Here is a 23,058-nt window from a genome sequence, read left to right on the forward strand (position 1 = left end):
TTGGGCAGAAAATTGGATGATAGTTTACCAGATTTTGATGGCTTTGTGGTGAGGGGATTCTGGAAATGTGGAAAAAGAGAAGATATATGCATGGAGATTGTGGATAACCTGCGCATTATCCATAAAAAAACCCGCCGAAGCGGGTTTTTCGCCAATCGTTCTGCGTAAGCAGAATGGATTAACGTTTGGAGAACTGTGGACGACGACGTGCTTTACGCAGACCCACTTTCTTACGTTCAACCTGACGCGCGTCACGAGTAACGAAGCCAGCTTTACGCAGTTCAGAACGCAGGGATTCGTCGTACTCCATCAGAGCGCGGGTGATACCGTGACGGATCGCACCTGCCTGACCGGAGATACCACCACCTTTAACGGTGATGTACAGATCCAGTTTTTCTACCATATCAACCAGTTCCAGCGGCTGGCGAACTACCATGCGGGCAGTTTCGCGACCGAAGTATTGTTCCAGAGAACGCTGGTTGATTACGATTTTACCACTGCCCGGTTTGATGAAAACGCGAGCTGCGGAACTTTTGCGGCGACCAGTGCCGTAGTATTGATTTTCAGCCATTGCCTATAATCCCGATTAGATGTCAAGAACTTGCGGTTGCTGTGCCGCGTGGTTGTGCTCGTTGCCTGCGTAAACTTTCAGTTTACGGAACATAGCACGACCCAGCGGGCCTTTTGGCAGCATGCCTTTAACCGCGATTTCAATCACACGCTCAGGACGGCGGGCAATCATCTCTTCAAAGGTCGCTTCTTTGATACCACCGATGTGGCCGGTGTGGTGATAGTACACTTTGTCAGTACGCTTGTTGCCGGTTACAGCAACTTTATCAGCGTTCAGAACGATGATGTAATCACCGGTATCAACGTGCGGAGTGTATTCCGCTTTATGCTTACCGCGCAGGCGACGAGCCAGTTCAGTAGCCAGACGGCCCAGAGTTTTACCGGTCGCGTCAACAACATACCAGTCGCGCTGTACGGTTTCTGGTTTAGCTGTAAAAGTTTTCATTAAAAGCTTACCCAAATAAATAAGTTACACGTTGGTGAACACCCAAACGTTTAGTCAGTTGAGGCTCACACGACAAAGTCCGGCAAACCTACCCCTTCGAATAGCACATGCCGACACATAGAAAGTTTTGGGAAAAAAACCTTCTCGTAACGTGGGGTCGCAAGATTATAGAGAAGTTGAGGTCAAAGATCGACCCTTAAATGCGATTTGGAATGGGTTTTTCGGGGTTAGATATTGTGCGGTCTGGTGCCCTCACCCCCAGCCCCTCTCCCACAGGGAGAGGGTGGCATTTACGGCATATGCTCCAGCTTCAGGTATTCCTCGCTCTGCATCTCCTGCAGGCGCGACAGGCAGCGCTGGAACTCAAACTTCAGCCGCTCGCCCTGGTAAATCTCATATAAAGGTACCTCGGCGCTGACCACCAGCTTGACGTGGCGCTCATAAAACTCGTCCACCAGCGCAATGAAGCGCCGTGCTTCGCTCTCCATCAGCCGCGTCATCACCGGTACACCCAGCACCATCACGGTGTGGAACAGACGCGAAAGCGCAATGTAGTCATGCTGGCTGCGGGCATCCACGCAGAGCGTCGTAAAGGAGACCGCCAGCGTTTGGTTTTCGACGCCAAGGGTGGGCAGCGGGCGATGGTTAATCTCGAGTTCCGGGGCGTGCTCGCGTTTTGCCCCCGCCAGCGCCAGCCAGAGTTTATCCATCTCGCGGGTGGTCTCTGCATTTAACGGCGAAAGCCACAGGTGCGCCTGGGTCAGCGTGCGCAGACGATAGTCAACACCGGCATCGACGTTCATGATATCGCAGTGCTGCTTGAGGGCATCGATGGCGGGCAGGAAGCGTGCCCGCTGCAGGCCGTTACGATAGAGCTCATCCGGCGGGATATTCGACGTGGCCACCAGCGTGATCCCGCGGGCAAAAAGCGCTTTCATCAGGCCGCCTAACAGCATGGCGTCGGTGATGTCAGACACAAAAAACTCGTCGAAGCAGAGCACGTCGGTTTCCGCCTTGAACCTGTCGGCCACAATCTCCAGCGGATCGCTCTTGCCCTGTAGTGCAGTCAGCTCTTCATGCACCCGCAGCATAAAACGATGGAAGTGCAGACGCTGTTTACGTGCGCCAGGCAGGCTCAGATAGAACAGGTCCATCAGCCAGGTTTTTCCGCGACCGACCCCGCCCCACATATATAAACCGCGCACCGGCGCGTGAGCCTGTGGCGCTTTTTTACCGAGCAACCGCCCAAACGCCGCCTTTAGCCCACCGTTCTGTTCGACTTCAGCGGGTTTTGCCGTGAGCTCCTGATAAATCATCTCCAGACGGTTTACCGCCTCACGTTGAACGTCATCAGGCTGATGAGTGCCCTCGTTTAGGGCCAGTTGATAACGCGATGCAGGGGACAGGTTTTGCATAATCTTATTGTTATTCCTTCAATTAACGCTCACCAGCAGACGTGACTGATGAAAAAAAGGCCGTTCTACACTACGCGATGATACGTCAGGATTCCACTTCTGCAGAAATAGCGGTTATAGTGGCATTATCAGGCACAGGCAGGAGCCGAGCCAACACCCTACGGAACAACAAGACAACGGGAGAAGTTCATGACCTGGGAATATGCGCTAATCGGTTTAGTCGTCGGCATCGTCATCGGTGCTGTGGCCATGCGTTTCGGTAATCGCAAATTGCGTCAGCAGCAGTCACTGCAGTACGAACTGGAAAAGAACAAAGCCGAGCTGGAAGAGTATCGCGAAGAGCTGGTCAGCCATTTTGCCCGTAGCGCCGAGCTGCTGGACAACATGGCAACCGACTATCGTCAGCTGTACCAACATATGGCAAAAAGCTCCAGCAGCCTGCTGCCGGAAATGACCGCGGAAACCAACCCGTTCCGCAACCGTCTGGCTGACTCTGAAGCCGGTAACGATCAGGCGCCCGTTCAGATGCCTCGCGACTATTCCGATGGCGCGTCCGGCCTGCTGCGCGGCGGTGTAAAACGCGATTAATCGCACAACCTGAATTTATTTTACGGGCGCAGCGATTGCGCCCGTCCTTTCTTGATGACCCCAGCTATCATTTAGTTAAACACCTCATTGTTCAGCGGTTTAAAATTCAATAACATCAACGTGTTTTTAGGGCCGTTTTTCCTTTATTCCAGGTTACGAGAGTCAACATCGATGAAGAAAAAAAACCAGCTGTTGAGCGCTATCGCGTTAAGTGTCGGGTTATCTCTCTCGGCGTCCGTCCCTGTATTCGCCGCCATACCCACCCAGGTACCTGGCCAGGCGGCCATTCCAAGCCTCGCGCCCATGCTGGAAAAAGTGTTGCCTGCGGTCGTCAGCGTTCAGGTTGAGGGCACCGCAGTACAAAGCCAACGCGTCCCTGAAGAATTGAAAAAATATTTTGGCGATGAGTCTCCGGACCAGCAGGCGCAGCCTTTTGAAGGCCTGGGCTCTGGCGTCATTATTGATGCGGCAAAAGGCTATATTCTGACCAACAATCACGTCATCAGCCAGGCCGATAAAATCAGCGTCCAGCTGAACGATGGCCGTGAATTTGATGCCAAACTGATCGGCGGCGATGACCAGAGCGACATCGCGCTGCTGCAGGTGCAAAACCCGAGCAACCTGACCCAGATTGCCATCGCGGACTCGGACAAACTGCGCGTCGGCGATTTTGCCGTCGCCGTGGGCAACCCCTTTGGTTTAGGGCAGACCGCGACTTCCGGGATCGTCTCGGCGCTCGGGCGCAGCGGCCTCAATCTGGAAGGGCTGGAAAACTTTATCCAGACCGATGCCTCAATCAACCGTGGTAACTCCGGCGGGGCATTGCTTAACCTGAACGGCGAGCTGATTGGGATTAACACGGCGATTCTGGCCCCGGGCGGCGGCAGCATCGGGATCGGTTTTGCTATCCCCAGCAATATGGCCAAAACCCTCTCTCAACAGCTCATTCAGTTTGGCGAAGTCAAACGCGGGCTGCTGGGTATTAAAGGTATGGAGATGAGCGCGGATATCGCAAAAGCGTTCAACATCAACGTACAGCGCGGGGCGTTTGTCAGTGAAGTGCTGCCAAACTCCGGCTCGGCAAAAGCGGGCGTGAAGTCGGGTGATGTGATCGTCAGCCTGAACGACAAACCGCTGAGCAGCTTTGCAGAACTGCGTTCGCGGATTGCCACAACGGAACCAGGCACCAAAGTGAAGCTGGGCCTGATACGTGACGGTAAGCCGCTTGACGTTGAAGTGACGCTGGATAAGAGCACCTCTTCCTCGGCCAGTGCGGAGCTTATCGCCCCGGCGCTACAAGGGGCTACGCTGAGCGATGGGCAGCTGAAGGACGGTACGAAAGGCATTAGCATCGACACCGTCGAAAAGAGCAGCCCTGCGGCACAGGCTGGATTGCACCAGGATGACGTGATCATCGGTGTCAACCGCAATCGCGTGCAGTCCATTGCCGAACTGCGCAAGGTGCTGGAAAGTAAACCGGCGGTTATTGCCCTGCAGGTCATGCGTGGCAATGAGTCTATCTATATTCTGTTGCGCTAAGCATTTGCGACCCGGACATCACCGCTGCGTGTGATGTCCGGATAACTCATGTTATGCTGCAAATCGTTCCTATTTTAACGACACGCGCATCATGCTTTTAAAGCTCTTACGTTCTATTGTCATCGGTTTGATTGTCGCTGGCCTGCTGCTGCTGGCGCTGCCGTCTTTACGTCAGTTCAATAAACTGTCGGCTCCCCAGTTCGATAGCACGGATGAAACGCCGGCCACCTATAACCAGGGCGTCCGCCGTGCCGCACCTGCCGTGGTTAACGTCTATAACCGTGGCCTGAATGCTTCAGCCCATAACCAGTTGGAGATCCGTACACTCGGCTCCGGCGTGATCATGGACGAGCGCGGCTACATTATTACCAACAAGCACGTGATTAACGATGCCGACCAGATCATCGTCGCCCTGCAGGATGGCCGCGTGTTTGAGGCGTTACTCGTTGGATCTGACAGCCTGACCGACCTGGCCGTGCTGAAAATTAACGCCACGGGCGGTTTGCCGGTCATCCCGATCAACCGTAAACGTACCCCGCATATTGGTGACGTCGTACTGGCTATCGGTAACCCTTACAACCTGGGCCAGACCATCACCCAGGGGATTATCAGCGCGACCGGTCGTATCGGTTTGAACCCCTCCGGGCGGCAGAACTTCCTGCAAACCGATGCCTCAATCAACCACGGTAACTCCGGTGGTGCGCTGGTCAACTCGCTGGGCGAGCTGATGGGCATCAACACCCTCTCGTTCGATAAGAGTAACGACGGTGAGACGCCGGAAGGGATCGGCTTTGCCATTCCGTTCCAGCTGGCGACCAAAATTATGGATAAACTGATCCGCGACGGGCGCGTGATCCGCGGCTATATCGGTATCGGCGGGCGTGAAATTGCGCCGATGCATACCCAGGGCGGCGGTATCGATCAGATTCAGGGCATCGTGGTCAACGAGGTGTCGCCTGGTGGCCCGGCCGCTAATGCGGGTATTCAGGTTAATGATGTCATTGTGTCGGTCAACGGCACGCCAGCGGTCTCCGCGCTGGAGACGATGGATCAGGTGGCAGAAATTCGCCCGGGTTCTATCATCCCTGTTGAGGTCATGCGCAACGATAAGAAACTGACGCTGCAGGTAACGATTCAGGAATACCCGGCCACTAACTGACAGGCATAAAAAAACGGAGCGATAAGCTCCGTTTTTTTTACCGGGAGACGGTTCGTTTTACTTGTTAACGAACTCTTCGCCCAGGGTGATATCTTTCTTCAGCGTATCCAGCATGCCTTCCATCGCGTGTTTTTCAAACGCGCTCAGCGTACCAATGGATTTATGCTCTTCGATACCGTTTTTACCCAGCAGCAGCGGCTGAGAGAAGAAGCGAGCGTGTTCGCCGTCGCCTTCAACGTAAGCGCATTCAACAACGCCTTTCTCGCCCTGCAGAGCGCGAACCAGTGACAGACCAAAACGTGCAGCAGCCTGGCCCATAGACAGGGTCGCAGAACCGCCACCCGCCTTCGCTTCCACCACTTCGGTGCCCGCGTTCTGGATGCGTTTAGTCAGGTCAGCCACTTCCTGCTCGGTGAAGCTCACGCCTGGGATCTGCGACAGCAGAGGCAGGATGGTGACGCCAGAGTGACCGCCGATGACCGGAACTTCCACTTCTGTTGGCTGTTTGCCTTTCAGCTCAGCAACAAAGGTGTTGGAACGGATGATATCCAGCGTGGTCACGCCGAACAGTTTGTTTTTGTCGTAAACACCCGCTTTCTTCAGCACTTCTGCCGCGATAGCCACGGTGGTGTTCACCGGGTTAGTGATGATACCGATGCATGCTTTCGGGCAGATTTCTGCAATCTGCTGCACCAGGTTTTTCACGATGCCCGCGTTGACGTTGAACAGGTCTGAACGATCCATGCCTGGCTTACGCGCCACGCCTGCAGAAATCAGCACCACGTCGGCACCCTGCAGTGCAGGACGTGCATCTTCACCGGAGAAGCCTTTGATTTTTACAGCGGTCGGGATGTGGCTCAGGTCAACCGCCACACCTGGGGTTACCGGGGCAATATCGTACAGGGAGAGTTCTGAGCCTGAAGGCAGTTGGGTTTTCAGTAGTAGGGCAAGCGCCTGGCCGATACCACCAGCAGCGCCGAGGACTGCGACTTTCATCCTAAACTCCTTATTATGGTTAACTTAAGTATCTGTAAATCCGTTGCGGCGACCATAATTCAGCAAGTAAATAATTACAATTTTCGTAGCTAAAGAATTTGAGGTCACGCGACTTTATCTCTCATCAGAAGACTATCTGAGGACAGAGGGCAACGCTTTAAGAGGTGGTTACAATACACCCTGCCCCGCCACCAAAACAACATCATTTTGATAACATTTAATTTACTTTTAAGCTTATTTGCGCGGCGTGACCCAGGCATGTTTTCTGATAACGAAATCTGATAAAATCACTCCCTTTCATAACATTATTTCAGCCTACCGCTGGGTAGATAATTTGCATAAAAATTCATCCACATGCATAATAATGTTGTTTCTATCGTCATATTCCGGGTGACTTATGCGAAGCTCGTCTAAGCAAGAAGAATTAGTAAAGGCGTTTAAGGCGCTACTCAAAGAAGAGAAATTCAGTTCTCAGGGAGAAATTGTTCAGGCGCTGCAGGAACAAGGCTTCGATAACATCAACCAGTCGAAAGTCTCCCGCATGTTAACGAAATTTGGCGCGGTGCGTACCCGTAACGCCAAGATGGAGATGGTCTATTGCCTGCCGGCAGAACTTGGCGTGCCGACCACCTCCAGCCCGCTCAAGAATCTGGTTCTGGATATCGATCATAACGACGCCGTCGTGGTGATCCACACAAGCCCGGGTGCCGCACAGCTGATTGCCCGCATGCTGGACTCGCTGGGTAAAACGGAGGGTATCCTCGGGACTATCGCCGGCGATGACACCATCTTTACCACACCGGCTAGCGGTTTCTCCGTGAAAGATCTCCACGAAGCGATTCTGGTTCTGTTCGAACAGGAACTCTAATTCCCTCTCCCCGTAGCGCCGCTGCGGGGATCGTTCTGCTTCTGCTGCGTTTCCCCCTCTTTTCCACTGCCCTTCACTTTGACAAATAGTGCTTTTTACCACCCATTAACATTCATCTGGTGAATGCTAAATCAAAAAATCGCACAAAAAATCAAAAGCGGATATCCATATGATTTAATTAGATATACCCGCCACTAGCGGACAAAAAACGCCCAATATTATGCAATTTGGTTATAAAAAACAGACTGGTTAACACGTAATAACAAGGGAAACCATTAGTCTGGTATTAATTTTTGCCGTTATTAGTGTATACTTGATTTTGTGATGAGGGTCACGAAACAAGACCCCACTAAAAAATTCGACGAGGTAAGAATCATGAAAATCAAATCAACTGTAGCGGCGCTGAGCGTCCTGTCTGTCCTGTCATTCGGTGCTTTCGCGGCTGACTCTATCAATGCTGACCAGGCGCAATCCCGCCAGGCTATCGGTACGGTTTCTGTCGGTGCGGTCGGCACATCGCCAATGGACATGCATGAGATGCTGAACAAAAAAGCGGAAGAACAGGGTGCGTCATCCTATCGCATCATCGAAGCGCGTTCCGGTGACCACTGGCACGCCACCGCTGAGCTGTACAAATAAGTTTTAGTAATAGCTGAAAACGTAAATCTCCACTCAACGGCACCAGGCATAAAAATAGCGGTTCAACCCTTCTCGCCGTTGAGTAAAAAAACCCTATTCAGGAGTAAAGACTATGAAAACCAAATTGATCATCGCAACCCTCGGTCTGGCATCTGTTCTCTCTTTCGGCGCAAGCGCAGCCGTACAGCAGGTGAATGCCGACCAGGCACAAAATCTACAGCGTATGGGCAGCATCTCCGTAACGTCTGTCACCGGTTCACCGATGGATATTCGTCACGAACTTGCCGCCAAAGCTGAAAAAGCAGGCGCCAGCAGCTATCGCGTCACCGAACTGAATCAGGGTGACCACTGGCATGCAACGGCAGAGCTGTATAAATAAACCCTCGTCGTATCTCATCATACGACTTGCCCCTGGCCTCATGGTCAGGGGCTTTTTTTCATTCAATGCCGCGCGTTAAAGCGCAGCTGCCCTTCAAGCTCTTCTTCCGCTTCATCGAACAGCAATATCAGCGCGCCAAAACGTCTGCGAAGCTTATCGGGCAAATGGATGAACTCAATTTCCAGCGGTAGCGGCAACAGACTGCCGGTGACCACGTCCCACAGCGTATCCAGATTCGTCACGCTTTCCCGTTCAAGATCAAACGCCCGGATAAATTCACGGTAGAAGTCTTCCTGACTGTCGATCTCGTCAAAATCAAACGTATAGGTTTTCATTGCCAGCCACCCAGTCCAGGCGAGCGGCAGATGCCGCCCTGTCTATTATAATCCCCCAATATGCAGGGTTTTAACTTCCAGATACTCTTCCAGCCCCAGCACGGAGCCCTCTCGTCCAAGACCAGACTCTTTTACGCCGCCAAAGGGGCCGAGCTCCGTGGAGACGGCGCACTCGTTAATGCCGATCATCCCGCTCTCGATTGCCTGTGAAACGCGGAAGACCCGGGAGAGATTCTGGGTATAGAAGTAAGCCGCCAGCCCATACGGCGTATTGTTGGCGCGCTGGATGACTTCATCTTCCGAGGTGAAACGGAAGCACGCCGCCACCGGGCCAAACGTCTCTTCTTCTGCCAGCTTCATGCCTTCATGGCAGTCGCCCAGTACGGTTGGCATCCAGAAATTCCCGCCAAGCGGATGGGGCTTACCCCCAGCCAGTACGGTTGCGCCCCGGGCAACGGCATCGTCGACATGCTCACGCACCTTGTTGACCGCAGAAGATTCAATCAGCGGCCCGACGACCACTCCCTCCTCAAGACCATTGCCCACCTTCAGCGCATTCACCGCATCGGCGAGTTTATTCACAAATTTGTCGTAGACGGTTTCCTGAATATAAAAACGGTTCACGCTGACGCAGACCTGCCCGGCATTGCGGAACTTGTTGGCGATCGCCCCCTTTACCGCTGCGTCGATGTCCGCATCCTCAAAAACGATATACGGGGCATTCCCCCCCAGCTCCATAGAGACTTTTTTCATGGTTTCTGCGGCGTTACGCACCAGCGTCTTGCCGACGGAGGTTGAACCGGTGAAGGAGATTTTACGCACGTCGCGGCTGGCCATGATCGCATCGCTGATTTCATGCGTATTCCCGGCCACGGCGTTGAGCACGCCGTCGGGCACACCGGCCTGTTTCGCCAGCGTAAGCAGCGCAAAGGCGCTGAGCGGCGTGTTGTTGGCCGGTTTGATCACCCCGGTACATCCTGCTGCCAGCGCCGGGCCCAACTTGCGGGTGAGCATAGCCATCGGGAAGTTCCACGGCGTAATCGCCGCGACCACACCAATGGGTTCACGGGTCGCCAGAATGCGTGAGCCGGGTTTGATCGGCGGAATAATTTCACCGTTCGCGCGTTTGGCCTCTTCGGCAAACCACTGGATAAAGCTGGCGGCGTACTCGACTTCTCCCTCCGCCTCTTTCAGGGGTTTGCCCTGTTCGGTGGTCATTAACCGCCCGAGCCAGCTTTTATTCTCAATGATCAGTTCGTACCAGCGGTAGAGAATGGCCGAGCGTTCTTTCGCGGTTTTGGCACGCCATGCCGGGAAGGCCTGGGTAGCCGCTGCGATAGCGTCTTCGGTTTGCGCTTTACCCGCTTTTGCGACTTTAGCAATGACCTCACCGGTCGCGGGGTTCAGCACATCAAAGGTTGTATCCAGCGTTTTCCAGATTCCGTTGACCAGATAACCGGTCTGAAAAAGGATGTGGTCCTGAAGCGCCTGCGTCGTCATGTGTTCTCCCTTTCTGAAATGTAAGAACGTGCTGGAATAAGTATAGCCACAAAAAAACCGACGCTTTTGGCGTCGGTTTTTTTACGTCTGTCAGTTGTCCGTGAGGGCATTCTGGTAGCGATGCAGCATAAACACCAGCCGTCCTACCGGCTCGGTCACCTGAGGCGGTGCCTCCCAGTGCTTGAGCTTTTCCTGATAGATATCGAGCTCTTCAAGCAGCTGCGTAAAGTAACGACGCCGTTTGTCATCGCTACTGGCGGAAAGCACGTGATCGGCGGTACGACGCAGCTGGCGGTGCCAGGCCGACAGGTCGTCGTTGATCGGCACGGGCGCGTTACGCAGACGCTGGTGCGCGATGATCATGGTTAACGCCAGGCGGAACTTCGCGATATCGCCCGGGAACTTGTTCAGCAGTAAAAACAGCTGCTGGTAGAGAGCGGGCAGGTGGTTCTCTTTACGGCGCGCGGTATTGGTTGTCATCGACGACACGGCAGCCGACACGAACTGGTTCAACAGCACGCGGCCCGTTCTTGCCTGCGAGTTATCCCGAACCAGCAGTATCACCATCATGGCCAGGAAACAGCCCACCAGCTGACCTAACGCGCTGTCGAGGAACTGGCTGAAATGGAAGGTCATCGGGTTATCGAGCACGATGATGTTAATCGTACTCGCCAGCGCCCCCAGCGATCCCAGGCGCCGCTTTTGCACTTCAATGCCGATAAAGAACGCCATTACCGCCAGGCTAATACAGAGCAGCAGCATGCTCTGTTGCGTCGACGGGATGATGACCAGGAAATAGAGCGCGCCTATCGGCAGGGCGGCAATGGTGCCGTAGAGGAAATCAACGGCGACCATACGCGGGTTAGGCAGACGCATCGCCAGTGCGGTCACGACGGCAATCATCACCATCGCGCCGCTGCCGGACGTCCAGCCCGTCCACAGCCAGAACAGCGTGCCGAGCATGCAGGCAAGGGTCGTACGCCAGAAGTTGACCATGGCGTGATGGCGCTCGGCGGATTCCGCTTTGATCACCACTTCCCCCTGCAGCACCTCTTCTTCCGCCGCGCTGATTTTGGTGTTGCCGATCACGCCGCGCTTCAGCAGCAGGTAGCGCGTCGCGGCGCCGACCCAGGTGTAGATGGTTACCGGCGTGTCGCGCTCCCCGGTCCAGGCAATGACCCGGCGCATGCGCTTAAGCTGCTTGTGTACGTCCTGCACGGTTTCCACCGGCTCGGCAAACAATTCGCGGAACGTATCGGTGACCGCTTCCGGGCGGGTGTTCTGAATCAGATAGGTTTCACATGCCTGGGTAATCAGCGTCAGAGAGACGGTGTTGAGGGCTTTCAGACGACGATTCGCGCGAGCCCAGCGCGAGGACTCCATATTAAGGTTGCTGCGCATTCCTTCAAGCGCCTGCGTACGGCGTACCAGCCCGCTCCAGGCTTTATCCACCTCTTCGCTGTCGCCGTGCTTAATGCAGAGCTGCATCAGCTGGTACTGAGCAACAATCAGCGCGTCAAGCTCAAGGTCGACTTCCTGCTTGATGGAGCGCGGGGAGAAAAGCAGGTCAGCGACGATCGCACTGACAATACCAATCACAATCTCGCTGCAGCGCTCAACCGCAAACTGCGGGGCGAGCAGCGGTTCAGACTGAATGGTGATGACAATAATCAGCGCGGTATAGCCCGCCAGCCCCCAGGCGTAAGAGTTCTCCACTTTCACCAGAGACGAGATCCAGGTGCAGAAACCCGCCCAGATGCAGCAGACCATCAGCATCAGCAGCGGGGTGCGAATCATCAAAATAATAATGGTCAGCGCCGCGAAGCAGCCGATAAACGTCCCGATGATACGCAGCATCCCGCGATAGCGGATCGCGCCTGAATAGGGCTCCCCGCCCGCGGCGAAGGCAGGACCCGCCGCGACAATGGCGGCCGTTAACACCGCCCAGCGAGGAGTTTCAAGCTGGAAGTGGAAGCCGACAAACAGCGCCAGCACGATGGCGCACGCCAGCTTCACGGCGAAGCGAATGTGCTGGCTGGCGATGGAAAAGATACCCATGGCGATTAACCAAACTCGCGCAGGCGGTGGGCAATTTTACGGAAGAACGAGTCCTGGCTGGCATCCCGATCCTTTTCACCGGTAATCACCACCGTCGCCGTGGTACCCGCAGGCCACAGATTTCCCTGCTGTTCATCCAGGTGGATGCGCACCGGCACGCGCTGGGCCAAACGTACCCACTCCAGGTTGGAGTCTACCGTCGCCATCCCTTTGGCATCGTTAGAGCTGCTGGAGTTAGTTACCCCTGCAGCAACGCTGTCGACGGTACCTTTAAACACACGATTACTGCCGAGCGGCGTAATTTCCGCCCGGAACCCCGGACGCACGCCTTCCAGCTTGGTCTCTTCCATATAGGCGAGCACGTAGAAGGAGTTCTGTTTAACCAGCGCCACGGCGGTTGAGCCGCGGGTGATGAATTCCCCGGCATAGACGTTCAGGTTGGTCACCCAGCCATCGGACGGCGCGCGGATCACGGTGCGTTCCAGATCGAGCTTCGCCAGATCGCGCGTTGCCTGCGCTTTCGCCAGCTGGTGCAGCACGGTTTGCAGCACGTTGTTGGACTGGTCAATCTCTTCGCGGGACATTGCCTGAACGCCCAGCTGATTACGGCGGCCTGCCTCACGGCGTTTCTCCGCAGCCAGCGCCTGGTAATAGGCCACGTCCGCTTCCGCCTCTTCCAGCGCTTTCTGGTAACGAGGCTGGTCGATGGTGAACAGGACCTGATCTTTCTTCACCAGCTGGTTATCTTGGACGTTGACCGCCGTGATAAGACCGGCCACGTCTGGGGCTATTGCCACCACATCGGCGCTGAAGCGTGCATCACGCGTCCACGGTGATTCGGTGTAATAAACCCAGGCGCGGAAAATAGCGATGAAGGCGAGGATAACCAGCGCCATCGTGATGGCAGTGCGGGAGATTTTTCTTGTTAGCGTTTTCACATCAACCTCAGACAAACATGCGCGATATCAGGTAAAACAGGCAGCAATACAGCGCGGTATTGAACAATGCAGGGTGCCAGACGAAATCGTAGATCCCGGTAGGGACCAGCACCTTGCGCACCAGCCAGAAGATCGCCAGTGATAAAAGAAGCTCGAAAAATATCGGTGGGAACGACAGACCGAACACCACGATAACGGGAAACAGACTCATGTTGACCTTGATAAGAGAGAGTGCAGGCTTCAGAATTTTTAAGCGCACGCCACCGCGGGAGAGCAAGAGACGCCGGGCGAGAATGGCGCAGCCGTCATGTAATTAATAATATATTAACGTAACTGTTATGCTGTTATCTATAATATGTGATCTAAATCACTTTTAAGCCAGAGTGAACAATGGAACGTTTAAAACGCATGTCGGTCTTCGCCAAAGTGGTTGAACTGGGCTCGTTTACCGCCGCTGCCCGCCAGCTTCAGATGAGCGTCTCATCCATCAGCCAGACGGTGTCCAAACTGGAAGATGAGCTTCAGGTCAAGCTGCTCAACCGCAGTACCCGCAGCATTGGGCTGACGGAGGCGGGTAAAATTTACTATCAGGGCTGTCGCCGCATGCTGCTTGAAGTGCAGGATGTTCACGAACAGCTCTATGCCTTCAACAACACCCCCATCGGCACGCTGCGCATCGGGTGTTCTTCAACTATGGCACAAAATGTTCTCGCTGCCATGACCGCGGATATGCTGAAAGAGTACCCTGGGCTTACGGTCAATCTGGTGACGGGTATCCCGGCGCCGGACCTGATTGCCGACGGGCTGGACGTGGTGATCCGCGTCGGCGCGTTGCAGGATTCCAGCCTGTTCTCGCGCAGGCTGGGCAGTATGCCGATGGTCGTCTGCGCCTCGAAAAGCTATCTGGCGCAGTACGGCGTTCCGGAGAAACCCGCCGATCTCACCAACCACTCGTGGCTGGAGTACAGCGTGCGGCCCGATAATGAATTTGAGCTGATTGCCCCGGAAGGGATTTCTACCAAACTGCTGCCGGAAGGGCGGTTTGTCACTAACGATCCGATGACCATTTCGCGCTGGCTGGTGGCCGGGGCCGGGATCGCCTACGTGCCGTTAATGTGGGTGATCAACGAGATCAACAGCGGCGTGCTGGAGATCCTCTTCCCGCGCTACCAGTCCGATCCGCGTCCGGTGTACGCCCTGTATACCGAAAAAGACAAACTCCCGCTCAAGGTACAGGTGTGTATTAACTATCTGACCGAGTATTTTGTGGACGTGGCGGAGCTGTTTCAGGGGATGCGGGGAAGAAGGAAGGAATAACGATTTTACGCTGAAAGTATATGAGCGATGAATATTACCAGGATGAAACGCCTCAGCATTCTGGAATATTCCTTCGGCACTATCAGGAATAGCGAATTGACACTGCCGCCGCCTGCCCTTTACCTTAATAACAGTCTGCCTTTCAGACTGTTATTAATTTGTTGCTGATATGAATAATAAAATGTATTCCGCAGGATGACGTTAAACAAGGAAAAGAAATGAATCTATTTGAACAAACACCGCCTTCACGCAGGCGCTATGGGCTCGCCGCGTTCATCGGTTTAATTGCAGGGATTGTCTCCGCCTTTGTCAAATGGGGAGCCGAGGTACCGCTTCCGCCACGCAGCCCCACCGATTTATTCACCGGCGCATGCGGGCCCGAGCAATTAATAAGAGCTGCCAGCCAGATTGACTGCTCAAGAAATTTCTTAAACCCTCCCTATGTATTTTTACGCGACTGGCTGGGCGTCGTCGATCCTAACGCGGCGGTTTATACATTTGCCGGACATATATTTAACTGGGTCGGCGTAACACATATTATTTTCTCAATCGTGTTCGCTGTAGGTTATTGTGTAGTGGCTGAAGTCTTCCCGAAAATTAAACTCTGGCAGGGTTTGCTGGCGGGTGCGTTAGCTCAGCTTTTTGTGCATATGATCTCCTTCCCTCTGATGGGGCTGACGCCACCGCTGTTTGAGCTGCCGTGGTATGAACACGTGTCAGAGATCGTGGGCCATCTGGTCTGGTTCTGGTCGATCGAAATCATTCGTCGTGACTTGCGTAACCGCATCACGCACGAGCCGGATCCGGAGATACCGCTGGGTAACTTACGTTAAAAAAAAGGCGCTACGTCAGTAGCGCCTTTTTTTATGCAGGGTCAGGTCAGGCCGTGCCGCCCACCGTCAGGTTGTCCACTTTCAGCGTTGGCTGGCCCACGCCAACCGGCAGGCTCTGGCCCTCTTTACCGCAGACACCTACGCCGTTATCCAGCTTCAGATCGTTGCCGACCATGGAGATCTGCTGCATAGCTTCAATACCGGAGCCAATCAGCGTCGCGCCTTTCACCGCTTTGGTCACTTTGCCTTTCTCGATCAGATACGCTTCTGACGTGGAGAAAACAAACTTACCGGAGGTGATGTCCACCTGGCCGCCGCCAAAGTTTGGCGCAAAGATACCGTAATCAACGGATTCGATAATCTCCTGCGGCGTGGATTTGCCCGGCAGCATGTAAGTGTTAGTCATGCGCGGCATCGGCAGGTGCGCGTAAGATTCACGGCGTCCGTTGCCTGTCGGCGCTACGCCCATCAGGCGCGCGTTGAGTTTGTCCTGCATGTAGCCTTTCAGCACGCCGTTTTCGATCAGCACGTTGTATTGGCCCGGGGTGCCTTCATCGTCGATGGAAATCGAGCCGCGGCGATCGAGCATGGTGCCGTCATCCACCACGGTACACAGTTCGGAGGAGACGAGCTGCCCAATCTGACCGCTGAATACGGACGTCCCGCGACGGTTAAAGTCGCCTTCAAGACCGTGGCCCACCGCCTCGTGCAACAGCACGCCCGGCCAGCCAGCGCCCAGCACCACCGGGAATGAGCCCGCCGGCGCCGCGACGGCATTCAGATTTACCAGCGCCATGCGCACGGCTTCTTTTGCCCACGCGTCAGCGCGTGCTTCACCGTCAACGTCGCCCAGGAACCAGTCATAGCCGAAACGACCGCCGCCGCCGCTTGAGCCGCGCTCGCGTTTGCCGTCGTCATCGACCTGCACGCTGATGGAGAGACGCACCAGCGGGCGAACATCTGCCGCCAGGGTACCGTCCGTTGCCGCAACCAGAATCAACTCATACACGCCGCTCAGGCTGGCAGAAACTTCCTGCACGCGTTTGTCCGCCGCGCGGGCGACTTTGTCCACGCGACGCAGGATATCCAGCTTCTCTTCACGGCTCATGCTTTGCAGCGGATCGATACTGGTATAGAGCGCAGAGTGCTGCACTTCCCCCAGCGTTTTCACGCGGCCATCGCCGGTATCACGCACAATGGTACGCGCAGCCTGCGCGCTCTGCTCAAGTGCGGTGAGGCTAATCTGATCGGCATAGGCAAAACCGGTTTTCTCGCCGCTGACGGCACGGACGCCGACGCCCTGGTCGATGTTGTAAGAGCCATCTTTGATGATGCTGTCTTCTAAAACCCAGGATTCGTGATAGCTCGACTGGAAATAAAGGTCGCCGTAGTCGAGACGGCGTTCGGTCAGTTGACCAAGAATGGAGAACAGGTCCTGATGGCTCAGGCCGTTCGCTGCGAGCAAATGTTCACTTACCAGGTTCAGACTCATCGTATTGCTACTCGTTCGTTGCCGCCCGTGGCGGTATAAAGATCGTATTTATTGAGAGTGAGGCAATTACCTGCCCACGTCAAATCATTGCTGTGCTTCTTTGCGCGGCTGGCGCAGCACCTCGTTAATCTGCGGTTTATCTACCGGACCGGTAATGCGGTAGCGCAGAATGGAGACCTTGCTCCAGAGTGGCCCCAGCACTTTACTGGCGGCAAACACCGCCGCACCGACAATCGGGTTCACCACAAAGGCCGCCGCAACGCCCACGCTTGCGGAAATTTCCGGTGCCACCACGGCTTCCATATCCAGCTCGCGGCGCACGAGGTTGACGGAGCCTTTCATGGCGATATCCGCTTCCAGGCCATCCACCAGCGTGTCGTCCGTATGCAGAACGCCGTCCTTGATCCACGCCGTGCTGCGAATGGAATCGTAGTAGAAACCTTCGCTGAAGGTATCGCTGAAATCGAAGCGCAGCTTGCGCAGCAGCGCGTCAAAACTCAGCAGGCGCAGGATCTGCCCGGCGCGCCCCGTGCTCACGTCGGCAATTTCACCTTTGCCAAAGTGGGTTTTCAGAATGCCGTTCAGCGAGGCCTCATCCGGCTTCCACGGGGCGTCACGCCAGTGAAGATCGTAATTGACGTCAAATGACGAGCCGCGCAGCGGCGTGCTGATACCAAAGAAATTGGCTGCCGCGTCCAGTTTATTGCCTTTAATGTCGCCCTTCAGGGACGTTCGCTGCTCGCCTGGCTTATTCACCCATTCCCCCGCAGCCGTCATGCGGCCAAAGCCGGTATCAACCAGGCCGCCGGAGAGCGTAAGCGTGTTTGCCTGAATAGTGAAATCACCGTCGATACGGCCATATTTCTGCCCCCACAGCCAGCACTCCGCACAGCGCAGCTGGAGATCGGGCCAGCCGCTAAAATCGACGCGGGAGGTATGGCTCAGCGGCGACGTCTCTGCCGGTTTGTCTTTATCGCTCGCGGCGGCTGCCGGGTTGTAGTAGAGATAGCGGATCGCCGCCTGCCACGGCGCGTGATTGCGCATGGTCAGCGTACCGTTGATCTCTCTGCCCTGGGCCTCCACCTTCGTACCGTTAGCGCCAGGCTGCGAGACAATGCTCAGGTTGTTCCACTGCTGCCCGCCCAGCATCAGCGACGGCGTACGTACGGTAATGGCCTGCGGGAACTGGGCGGTTTCATCAACGTTTTGCCCAACGCCTTTCTGGAACAGCGCCAGCCACTCTGCACCGTCCATCGGCGGGAGGTTCAGCTCAATGCCCGGCTGCTCCGGCAGCGGCGGAGTGGAGCGGCTATCCGTTGTCCAGATGGCTTTGTCGAGGGTGAGCTTGCGGTTAAGCAGCCAGCGGCTGTTGAAGTGGTTTGTCCCACCCGCGCTGCCGGTCAGCTCGAAGCTGTTCAGGTTGCCATCGACGTTCAGCTTTACCGGCAGCGGCTGTCCGGACTGTTTATCCAGCGGCGCAGGCAGCTGGCTGTGAAGGTTTTTCAGATCGCCCGTAATGTCGACCTTATACCGGGCACCCGCGTGATAAGGCAGGTCGATTGCCACTTTACCCTGCCAGGCGACCGCCCCCTCCACTGACGCCTCAATAGGCTTCGGCAGGACGTCCATTCGTGCTGGCTGCCAGTTGCCGTCCAGATTGACGGCCACCTGATAGGCCTTTTCACCTTCGGTAGTCGTGAAGTCAATATTCACGGGCTGATTAAACCAGCTGGCCGTAAGCGGCTCGCTCTTCAGGTTACCGTTCTCAAAGCTGAACTGCCCGCTGAGATTTTTCAGCGTGCTCTCAAGGGGCTTGATGAACAGGCTGTTGTTCTTCAGGCGGACGTCGCCTTTGGCGGTGGTCATCTCCCCGTCCAGCGGGATATCAAGATGTAAGCGAGCATTCACATCGCCATCAAGCTGCAGCTGCTGAAGCGTCGCCGCCAGCGACTCCTTCAGCGGCGTCTCCTCAAAGTACGGTCCCACCGCTTTGCCCGGACCGTTGATATCGGCATCAATCAGCAGCATCTCTTTTGAGTAGTCCGGGATGTTGGCCGTCAGGTTGCTGGCCGTCACGCCGCCCAGCGCCACGCTGTCGGACTTCATCCATAGTCCGTCATTGAGGAAGTTGAGTTCGATATCCAGGTCTTTCAGCGCGGGCCAGCCGGGCTGGAAAGCGAAGGTCGCGTTATGCAGCGGCACCAGCACCTGGAACTGGCCTTCATTATGTTTGTACGGGAAAAGATGCGGATTACCGCCATAGACCAGCGTGGCATTGTCCGCCTGACCGCCCTGAATCGCGCCGCTGAGATAGTCTACCAGGGCTTTTCCCATCAGGTTTTCCGGGAAGTAGCGCCAGGCCTGAGAGCCGTCATCGGTGCTGATCCCGGCCAGAATGCCCAGCCACGGCTCATCACCTTCAGGCTGCAGATAGCGGAAATCGCCGCGCGCGTGCACCGCTTTGGCTTTCACATCGATATGGCGGCCATCAAGCTGGAAACCCTTGTCGTTACGGAGCCAGTTAAGCACCGCGCTGCCCTGTTCGATTTCCAGCGGCGCGCGGAAGACCGTTTCGTAAGGCATTTTGGCGTCGTGCATATCAACCGTCAGCCTGCCGTTTTCCACGCTGCCTTCCAGCTTGCCGCTAAAGTGTTCCGCCCCCGGCAGCAGCTTCCACTGCTTCCAGGCAAGATCTTTCCATGTGGCCTGGAAGCGCGTTTTTTCCGTCGCCTGAAGCGGGATGTCCAGCCCCAGAGCATCGATCGTCCCGCTCGGCTGCGTTGCCAGCCAGATCTCGCCCAGATCCGGAGAGAGCTTTGCCGCCATCGAGCGCAGGCCTTCAATGGCTGCCAAATCCAGGTTACTGGCGCGGATGCGCAGCTCATCGCTGCGTTTACTGGCCGCGCCGCCGACGTCCTGCTCCGGCATCCAGGCCAGCGTCAGCGCACCGCGCGGCCACGGCTTGCCGTCCATGGTGATACGCGTATCCGGAATGGCAAACTGCCAGCCCTCTTTCTCCTGCGTCACGTGCGCGGTGAGGTTATCGACGGAAAGCTGATGCTGCCGTTTTTCGCCTTTCCAGCTTGCGCCCCCCTGCTTGAGCCAGATATCGCCGCTGGCAAATTCGCCTTTGGTCAGGGTCAGCCAGCCTTCAAGGCTGAAGCGGGCAGTCTCCAGCTGCATATTTTGCTGGATCCAGTCGCCCAGCCACGGCTTCACGTCCACATCGTCGGCCTGCAGCCAGACTTTGCCGTTGTTTAACAGGCCGTCGTCGTCCCGCAGATCCATGCGCACCTGCATCACGCCGTGCTGGCCGTTCAGGCTTGAGAGATTGACCTGCCCCTCGGCGCGGTGACGTTCTTTACCGTTGAGCCAAGTCAGCTGAGGGATCGCCAGTTCGGCGCGCTGGCCGGAAAGGGTAATAAAGCTCACTTCGCTGTCGCGCAGATCGAAATGATCGAACTGGCGGAGGAAAAGATCGCTGAAGCGGTTGGCTTCAAGACCCTGACCGCTATCGCCGCCAGACAGCGGCGTATTGGTCAGAAACTGGAGTTGATAAAAGGTGAGATCGCGAAACTGCCAGCGCAGATGCAGCAGGCTTTGCCAGACGTCCAGCGCCAGGGTTACGCGTTTGATTTTCAGGTAGCCGCCATCTTTCAGGCTGGCGTTGATATCCCGGACATCGAGCGTCGGGCCAAAATTCTGCCAGTTAGCGCTAATCTGGCTTACGTTCACCGGCACGCCGGTGGTGGATTCGATTTTAGCCAGCAGCTGCGGACGCCAGCTGTCCAGATGCGGTAATACGAGGCGTAGCCCGCTCACGAGCAACGCGACAATCACGACCAGCGTTGCCCCTGTAAGCACTAAAATCCCCGGCAATCGCCTCACGCATCTCTCCTTGTCAGCTTTCGTCACGCAGCGTACTGCGTCTTACATCATCACGACGTCAAACTGCTCCTGGTTATAGAGCGGTTCAATTTGTACTTTTACCTGTTTGCCGACAAAGATTTCCACTTCCGCCAGCGCGTGCGACTCTTCGCCTTTCAGCGCTTCAGCCACCGCAGGGGAAGCATAGACCAGAAAACGATCGGAGTCGTAGGCATGATGGACACGAACGATTTCACGCATAATTTCGTAGCAGACGGTCTCAACCGTCTTTACCGTTCCGCGTCCATGGCAGGTAGGGCATTCATTACACAGCACATGCTCAACGCTTTCACGGGTACGCTTACGCGTCATTTCCACCAGCCCCAGCTGTGAGAAGCCGTTGATGCTGGTTTTCACGCGATCTTTACTCAGCGCCTGCTCGAGCGAGTGCAGCACGCGGCGACGATGGTCTTCATTACTCATATCGATGAAGTCGATGATGATAATGCCGCCCAGATTGCGCAGACGAAGCTGGCGCGCAATCGCCTGCGTGGCTTCGATGTTGGTGTTGAAGATGGTGTCATCCAGGTTGCGATGGCCGACAAACGCGCCGGTGTTGATATCGACGGTGGTCATCGCTTCGGTCTGATCGATGATCAGATAGCCGCCGGACTTCAGCTCGACCTTACGCTCCAGCGCACGCTGGATCTCGTTTTCGACATCATAGAGATCGAAGATCGGCTGACGTCCTGAATAATGCTCCAGCAGGCCAGGCATCTCCGGGATGTACTCGGCGGTAAATTCCAGCAGCGCTTCATAGGTCAGGCGCGAGTCCACGCGAATGCGGTCGAGCTGCGCATCGGCAAAGTCACGCAGAACGCGCTGGGCAAGCGCCAGTTCACCGTAGAGCTGGTAGCGGGTCTGGTTGCGTTTTTTACGCTCCATCACCTTGGTCCAGACGCGCTTCAGGTAAGCCGCATCCGAGGCCAGATCTTCTTCGCTGATCCCTTCCGCAGCGGTACGGATGATAAACCCGCCCTGCTCATCGCAGTAGGCGCTGACCACTTTCTTCAGCCGCTCGCGCTCGGTTTCGCTCTCAATACGCTGCGAAACGCCCACGTGCGACGCGCCGGGCATAAAGACCAGATAGCGGGAAGGTAAGGTGATGTCGGTGGTCAGACGGGCGCCTTTGGTGCCGAGGGGATCTTTCACCACCTGCACCATCAGATCCTGTCCCTGACGTACCAGTTCAGAAATATCGCGCACGGCAAACTGCTTTTGCTCTTCACCCGCGACGCACTCGGTGTGCGGCATGATATCGGAGGCATGTAAAAACGCCGCCTTATCCAGTCCAATATCTACAAAAGCCGCCTGCATACCCGGTAGTACACGACTGACACGACCTTTGTAGATATTGCCTACTATTCCGCGCCGCGCTTCACGCTCAATATGAATTTCCTGAAGAATGCCACCATCAATATAGGCCACACGGGTTTCCGATGGCGTTACGTTTACCAACAATTCAGCCGTCATAATTATCCCTTCCCTCACGCAGTGAGTTAAAATTGCTCAGCAACTCATACGTTTCCACCAGCGGTAAGCCGACTACGGCGTGATAGCTGCCATTAATCTTCCTGACAAAACAGCCACCCAGCCCCTGAATACCGTATGCACCTGCTTTATCCATTGGTTCACCGCTGGCAATATAAGCGGCAATGTCGTCGTCGGTAAGTACTCTGAACGTTACTTCTGTCACCACCAGGCAATCCAGCACGTGCTGGCTGTCAGCCAGCGCGACGGCCGTCATCACCTGATGCGTATGTCCGGACATTTTGCGCAGCATGCGCGCCGCATGATCGGCGTCGCGCGGTTTCTCAAGCACTTCACCGTTCAGAATAACGATGGTATCTGCTCCCAGCACGGGAAGATCGCGTGGCACACTGGCCACGCCCGCCTGCGCTTTCTCGCGCGCCAGGCGAGACACGTACTGTTGAGCGCTTTCGCCTTCAGCACGTTTTTCTTCAATGCCGGTAACGATGCGTTCAAAAGAGACCCCTAGCTGCGTCAGGAGTTCCTGACGGCGCGGGGAGCCGGAAGCGAGATACAAAGACGTCATAGAA

21 protein-coding genes are annotated in these 23,058 nt (G+C 55.6%); 8 read left to right on the forward strand and 13 right to left on the reverse strand.

The annotated features are described in order from the left end of the window. Positions 1–178 precede the first annotated feature (178 nt). The 3 genes from rpsI to zapE form a co-directional block, all read right to left on the reverse strand. On the reverse strand, positions 179–571 hold the full coding sequence (rpsI, locus tag AC2TE5_RS20500; RefSeq protein ID WP_003860436.1) for a 30S ribosomal protein S9: 393 nt from the start codon (positions 569–571) through the stop codon (positions 179–181). A gap of 15 nt (positions 572–586) precedes the next feature. Beyond that, positions 587–1,015 (reverse strand): 50S ribosomal protein L13, encoded by a 429-nt coding sequence (gene rplM, locus AC2TE5_RS20505; protein WP_006178824.1) that lies wholly within the window; start codon positions 1,013–1,015, stop codon positions 587–589. A 290-nt stretch (positions 1,016–1,305) separates the two neighbouring features. Then, a complete protein-coding gene (gene zapE, locus AC2TE5_RS20510) occupies positions 1,306–2,430 on the reverse strand; it encodes a cell division protein ZapE (RefSeq protein ID WP_213328847.1) in 1,125 nt (374 codons plus the stop codon). 189 nt (positions 2,431–2,619) lie between these two features. Here zapE and zapG point away from each other — a divergent pair, with 189 nt between their 5' ends. The 3 genes from zapG to degS all read left to right on the forward strand — a co-directional run bounded on the left by zapG (position 2,620) and on the right by degS (position 5,716). Next, on the forward strand, positions 2,620–3,018 hold the full coding sequence (gene zapG / locus AC2TE5_RS20515; RefSeq protein ID WP_008502832.1) for a Z-ring associated protein ZapG: 399 nt from the start codon (positions 2,620–2,622) through the stop codon (positions 3,016–3,018). 171 nt (positions 3,019–3,189) lie between these two features. Next, positions 3,190–4,557, forward strand: a complete 1,368-nt coding sequence (degQ, locus tag AC2TE5_RS20520; RefSeq protein WP_484612283.1) for a serine endoprotease DegQ — start codon at positions 3,190–3,192, stop codon at positions 4,555–4,557. 91 nt (positions 4,558–4,648) lie between these two features. Next, the gene (gene degS, locus AC2TE5_RS20525) at positions 4,649–5,716 is read left to right on the forward strand and encodes an outer membrane-stress sensor serine endopeptidase DegS (protein WP_213328845.1); all 1,068 of its coding nucleotides are present in this window, start codon (positions 4,649–4,651) and stop codon (positions 5,714–5,716) included. Between the two features lie 57 nt (positions 5,717–5,773). On the opposite strand, the gene mdh is transcribed toward degS, so the two are convergent. After that, a complete protein-coding gene (gene mdh, locus AC2TE5_RS20530; RefSeq protein ID WP_213328844.1) occupies positions 5,774–6,712 on the reverse strand; it encodes a malate dehydrogenase in 939 nt (312 codons plus the stop codon). 397 nt (positions 6,713–7,109) lie between these two features. On the opposite strand from mdh, the gene argR reads away from it, so the two are divergent. The 3 genes from argR to yhcN (AC2TE5_RS20545) all read left to right on the forward strand — a co-directional run bounded on the left by argR (position 7,110) and on the right by yhcN (AC2TE5_RS20545) (position 8,598). Further along, positions 7,110–7,580 (forward strand): transcriptional regulator ArgR, encoded by a 471-nt coding sequence (argR, locus tag AC2TE5_RS20535; protein WP_023309388.1) that lies wholly within the window; start codon positions 7,110–7,112, stop codon positions 7,578–7,580. Between the two features lie 375 nt (positions 7,581–7,955). Continuing rightward, entirely contained in the window at positions 7,956–8,219 is a 264-nt protein-coding gene (yhcN, locus tag AC2TE5_RS20540; RefSeq protein WP_023309389.1) for a peroxide/acid stress response protein YhcN, read from the forward strand. Between the two features lie 112 nt (positions 8,220–8,331). Continuing rightward, positions 8,332–8,598, forward strand: coding sequence for a peroxide/acid stress response protein YhcN (gene yhcN / locus AC2TE5_RS20545; protein WP_023333630.1), 267 nt, complete (start codon positions 8,332–8,334; stop codon positions 8,596–8,598). Between the two features lie 62 nt (positions 8,599–8,660). On the opposite strand, the gene AC2TE5_RS20550 is transcribed toward yhcN (AC2TE5_RS20545), so the two are convergent. The 5 genes from AC2TE5_RS20550 to aaeX all read right to left on the reverse strand — a co-directional run bounded on the left by AC2TE5_RS20550 (position 8,661) and on the right by aaeX (position 13,640). Then, complete coding sequence (locus AC2TE5_RS20550; RefSeq protein WP_063143598.1) at positions 8,661–8,933, reverse strand: barstar family protein; 273 nt, start codon at positions 8,931–8,933, stop codon at positions 8,661–8,663. Positions 8,934–8,978: 45 nt separating this feature from the next. Beyond that, positions 8,979–10,433: an NAD-dependent succinate-semialdehyde dehydrogenase gene (locus tag AC2TE5_RS20555; RefSeq protein WP_213751841.1), complete on the reverse strand. Its 1,455-nt coding sequence runs from the start codon at positions 10,431–10,433 to the stop codon at positions 8,979–8,981. A 90-nt stretch (positions 10,434–10,523) separates the two neighbouring features. Further along, complete coding sequence (gene aaeB, locus AC2TE5_RS20560; RefSeq protein ID WP_219321626.1) at positions 10,524–12,491, reverse strand: p-hydroxybenzoic acid efflux pump subunit AaeB; 1,968 nt, start codon at positions 12,489–12,491, stop codon at positions 10,524–10,526. Between the two features lie 5 nt (positions 12,492–12,496). Beyond that, positions 12,497–13,429, reverse strand: coding sequence for a p-hydroxybenzoic acid efflux pump subunit AaeA (aaeA, locus tag AC2TE5_RS20565; RefSeq protein WP_484612284.1), 933 nt, complete (start codon positions 13,427–13,429; stop codon positions 12,497–12,499). 7 nt (positions 13,430–13,436) lie between these two features. Then, complete coding sequence (aaeX, locus tag AC2TE5_RS20570) at positions 13,437–13,640, reverse strand: p-hydroxybenzoic acid efflux pump operon protein AaeX (protein ID WP_003860416.1); 204 nt, start codon at positions 13,638–13,640, stop codon at positions 13,437–13,439. Positions 13,641–13,819: 179 nt separating this feature from the next. Between aaeX and aaeR the strand changes: the two genes are divergently transcribed. Beyond that, positions 13,820–14,746, forward strand: coding sequence for an HTH-type transcriptional activator AaeR (gene aaeR, locus AC2TE5_RS20575; protein WP_023616809.1), 927 nt, complete (start codon positions 13,820–13,822; stop codon positions 14,744–14,746). Between the two features lie 218 nt (positions 14,747–14,964). Continuing rightward, on the forward strand, positions 14,965–15,579 hold the full coding sequence (locus tag AC2TE5_RS20580; protein ID WP_032642433.1) for a YagU family protein: 615 nt from the start codon (positions 14,965–14,967) through the stop codon (positions 15,577–15,579). A 46-nt stretch (positions 15,580–15,625) separates the two neighbouring features. On the opposite strand, the gene tldD is transcribed toward AC2TE5_RS20580, so the two are convergent. From tldD to AC2TE5_RS20600, 4 genes are all read right to left on the reverse strand, one after another. Beyond that, a complete protein-coding gene (gene tldD, locus AC2TE5_RS20585; protein ID WP_196367259.1) occupies positions 15,626–17,071 on the reverse strand; it encodes a metalloprotease TldD in 1,446 nt (481 codons plus the stop codon). An 84-nt stretch (positions 17,072–17,155) separates the two neighbouring features. After that, positions 17,156–20,959, reverse strand: a complete 3,804-nt coding sequence (yhdP, locus tag AC2TE5_RS20590; protein ID WP_484612285.1) for an AsmA2 domain-containing protein YhdP — start codon at positions 20,957–20,959, stop codon at positions 17,156–17,158. Positions 20,960–21,001: 42 nt separating this feature from the next. Next, a complete protein-coding gene (rng, locus tag AC2TE5_RS20595) occupies positions 21,002–22,471 on the reverse strand; it encodes a ribonuclease G (RefSeq protein ID WP_010436156.1) in 1,470 nt (489 codons plus the stop codon). Then, positions 22,461–23,054: a Maf family protein gene (locus tag AC2TE5_RS20600; protein ID WP_032639757.1), complete on the reverse strand. Its 594-nt coding sequence runs from the start codon at positions 23,052–23,054 to the stop codon at positions 22,461–22,463. The genes rng and AC2TE5_RS20600 overlap by 11 nt, the downstream gene beginning before the upstream one ends. Positions 23,055–23,058: the final 4 nt, after the last annotated feature.

The organism is Enterobacter sp. N5-15 (assembly GCF_057221635.1).

What these genes read in the sequence shown, in the direction of transcription:
- mdh (WP_213328844.1), bottom strand. Translation starts at nt 6,712, where the DNA reads ATGAAAGTCGCAGTCCTCGGCGCTGCTGGTGGTATCGGCCAGGCGCTT.
- argR (WP_023309388.1), top strand. Translation starts at nt 7,110, where the DNA reads ATGCGAAGCTCGTCTAAGCAAGAAGAATTAGTAAAGGCGTTTAAGGCG.
- AC2TE5_RS20580 (WP_032642433.1), top strand. Translation starts at nt 14,965, where the DNA reads ATGAATCTATTTGAACAAACACCGCCTTCACGCAGGCGCTATGGGCTC.
- aaeB (WP_219321626.1), bottom strand. Translation starts at nt 12,491, where the DNA reads ATGGGTATCTTTTCCATCGCCAGCCAGCACATTCGCTTCGCCGTGAAG.
- zapE (WP_213328847.1), bottom strand. Translation starts at nt 2,430, where the DNA reads ATGCAAAACCTGTCCCCTGCATCGCGTTATCAACTGGCCCTAAACGAG.
- rplM (WP_006178824.1), bottom strand. Translation starts at nt 1,015, where the DNA reads ATGAAAACTTTTACAGCTAAACCAGAAACCGTACAGCGCGACTGGTAT.
- aaeX (WP_003860416.1), bottom strand. Translation starts at nt 13,640, where the DNA reads ATGAGTCTGTTTCCCGTTATCGTGGTGTTCGGTCTGTCGTTCCCACCG.
- yhcN (WP_023309389.1), top strand. Translation starts at nt 7,956, where the DNA reads ATGAAAATCAAATCAACTGTAGCGGCGCTGAGCGTCCTGTCTGTCCTG.
- tldD (WP_196367259.1), bottom strand. Translation starts at nt 17,071, where the DNA reads ATGAGTCTGAACCTGGTAAGTGAACATTTGCTCGCAGCGAACGGCCTG.
- degS (WP_213328845.1), top strand. Translation starts at nt 4,649, where the DNA reads ATGCTTTTAAAGCTCTTACGTTCTATTGTCATCGGTTTGATTGTCGCT.
- degQ (WP_484612283.1), top strand. Translation starts at nt 3,190, where the DNA reads ATGAAGAAAAAAAACCAGCTGTTGAGCGCTATCGCGTTAAGTGTCGGG.
- zapG (WP_008502832.1), top strand. Translation starts at nt 2,620, where the DNA reads ATGACCTGGGAATATGCGCTAATCGGTTTAGTCGTCGGCATCGTCATC.
- yhcN (WP_023333630.1), top strand. Translation starts at nt 8,332, where the DNA reads ATGAAAACCAAATTGATCATCGCAACCCTCGGTCTGGCATCTGTTCTC.
- AC2TE5_RS20555 (WP_213751841.1), bottom strand. Translation starts at nt 10,433, where the DNA reads ATGACGACGCAGGCGCTTCAGGACCACATCCTTTTTCAGACCGGTTAT.
- AC2TE5_RS20550 (WP_063143598.1), bottom strand. Translation starts at nt 8,933, where the DNA reads ATGAAAACCTATACGTTTGATTTTGACGAGATCGACAGTCAGGAAGAC.
- aaeR (WP_023616809.1), top strand. Translation starts at nt 13,820, where the DNA reads ATGGAACGTTTAAAACGCATGTCGGTCTTCGCCAAAGTGGTTGAACTG.
- rng (WP_010436156.1), bottom strand. Translation starts at nt 22,471, where the DNA reads ATGACGGCTGAATTGTTGGTAAACGTAACGCCATCGGAAACCCGTGTG.
- AC2TE5_RS20600 (WP_032639757.1), bottom strand. Translation starts at nt 23,054, where the DNA reads ATGACGTCTTTGTATCTCGCTTCCGGCTCCCCGCGCCGTCAGGAACTC.
- rpsI (WP_003860436.1), bottom strand. Translation starts at nt 571, where the DNA reads ATGGCTGAAAATCAATACTACGGCACTGGTCGCCGCAAAAGTTCCGCA.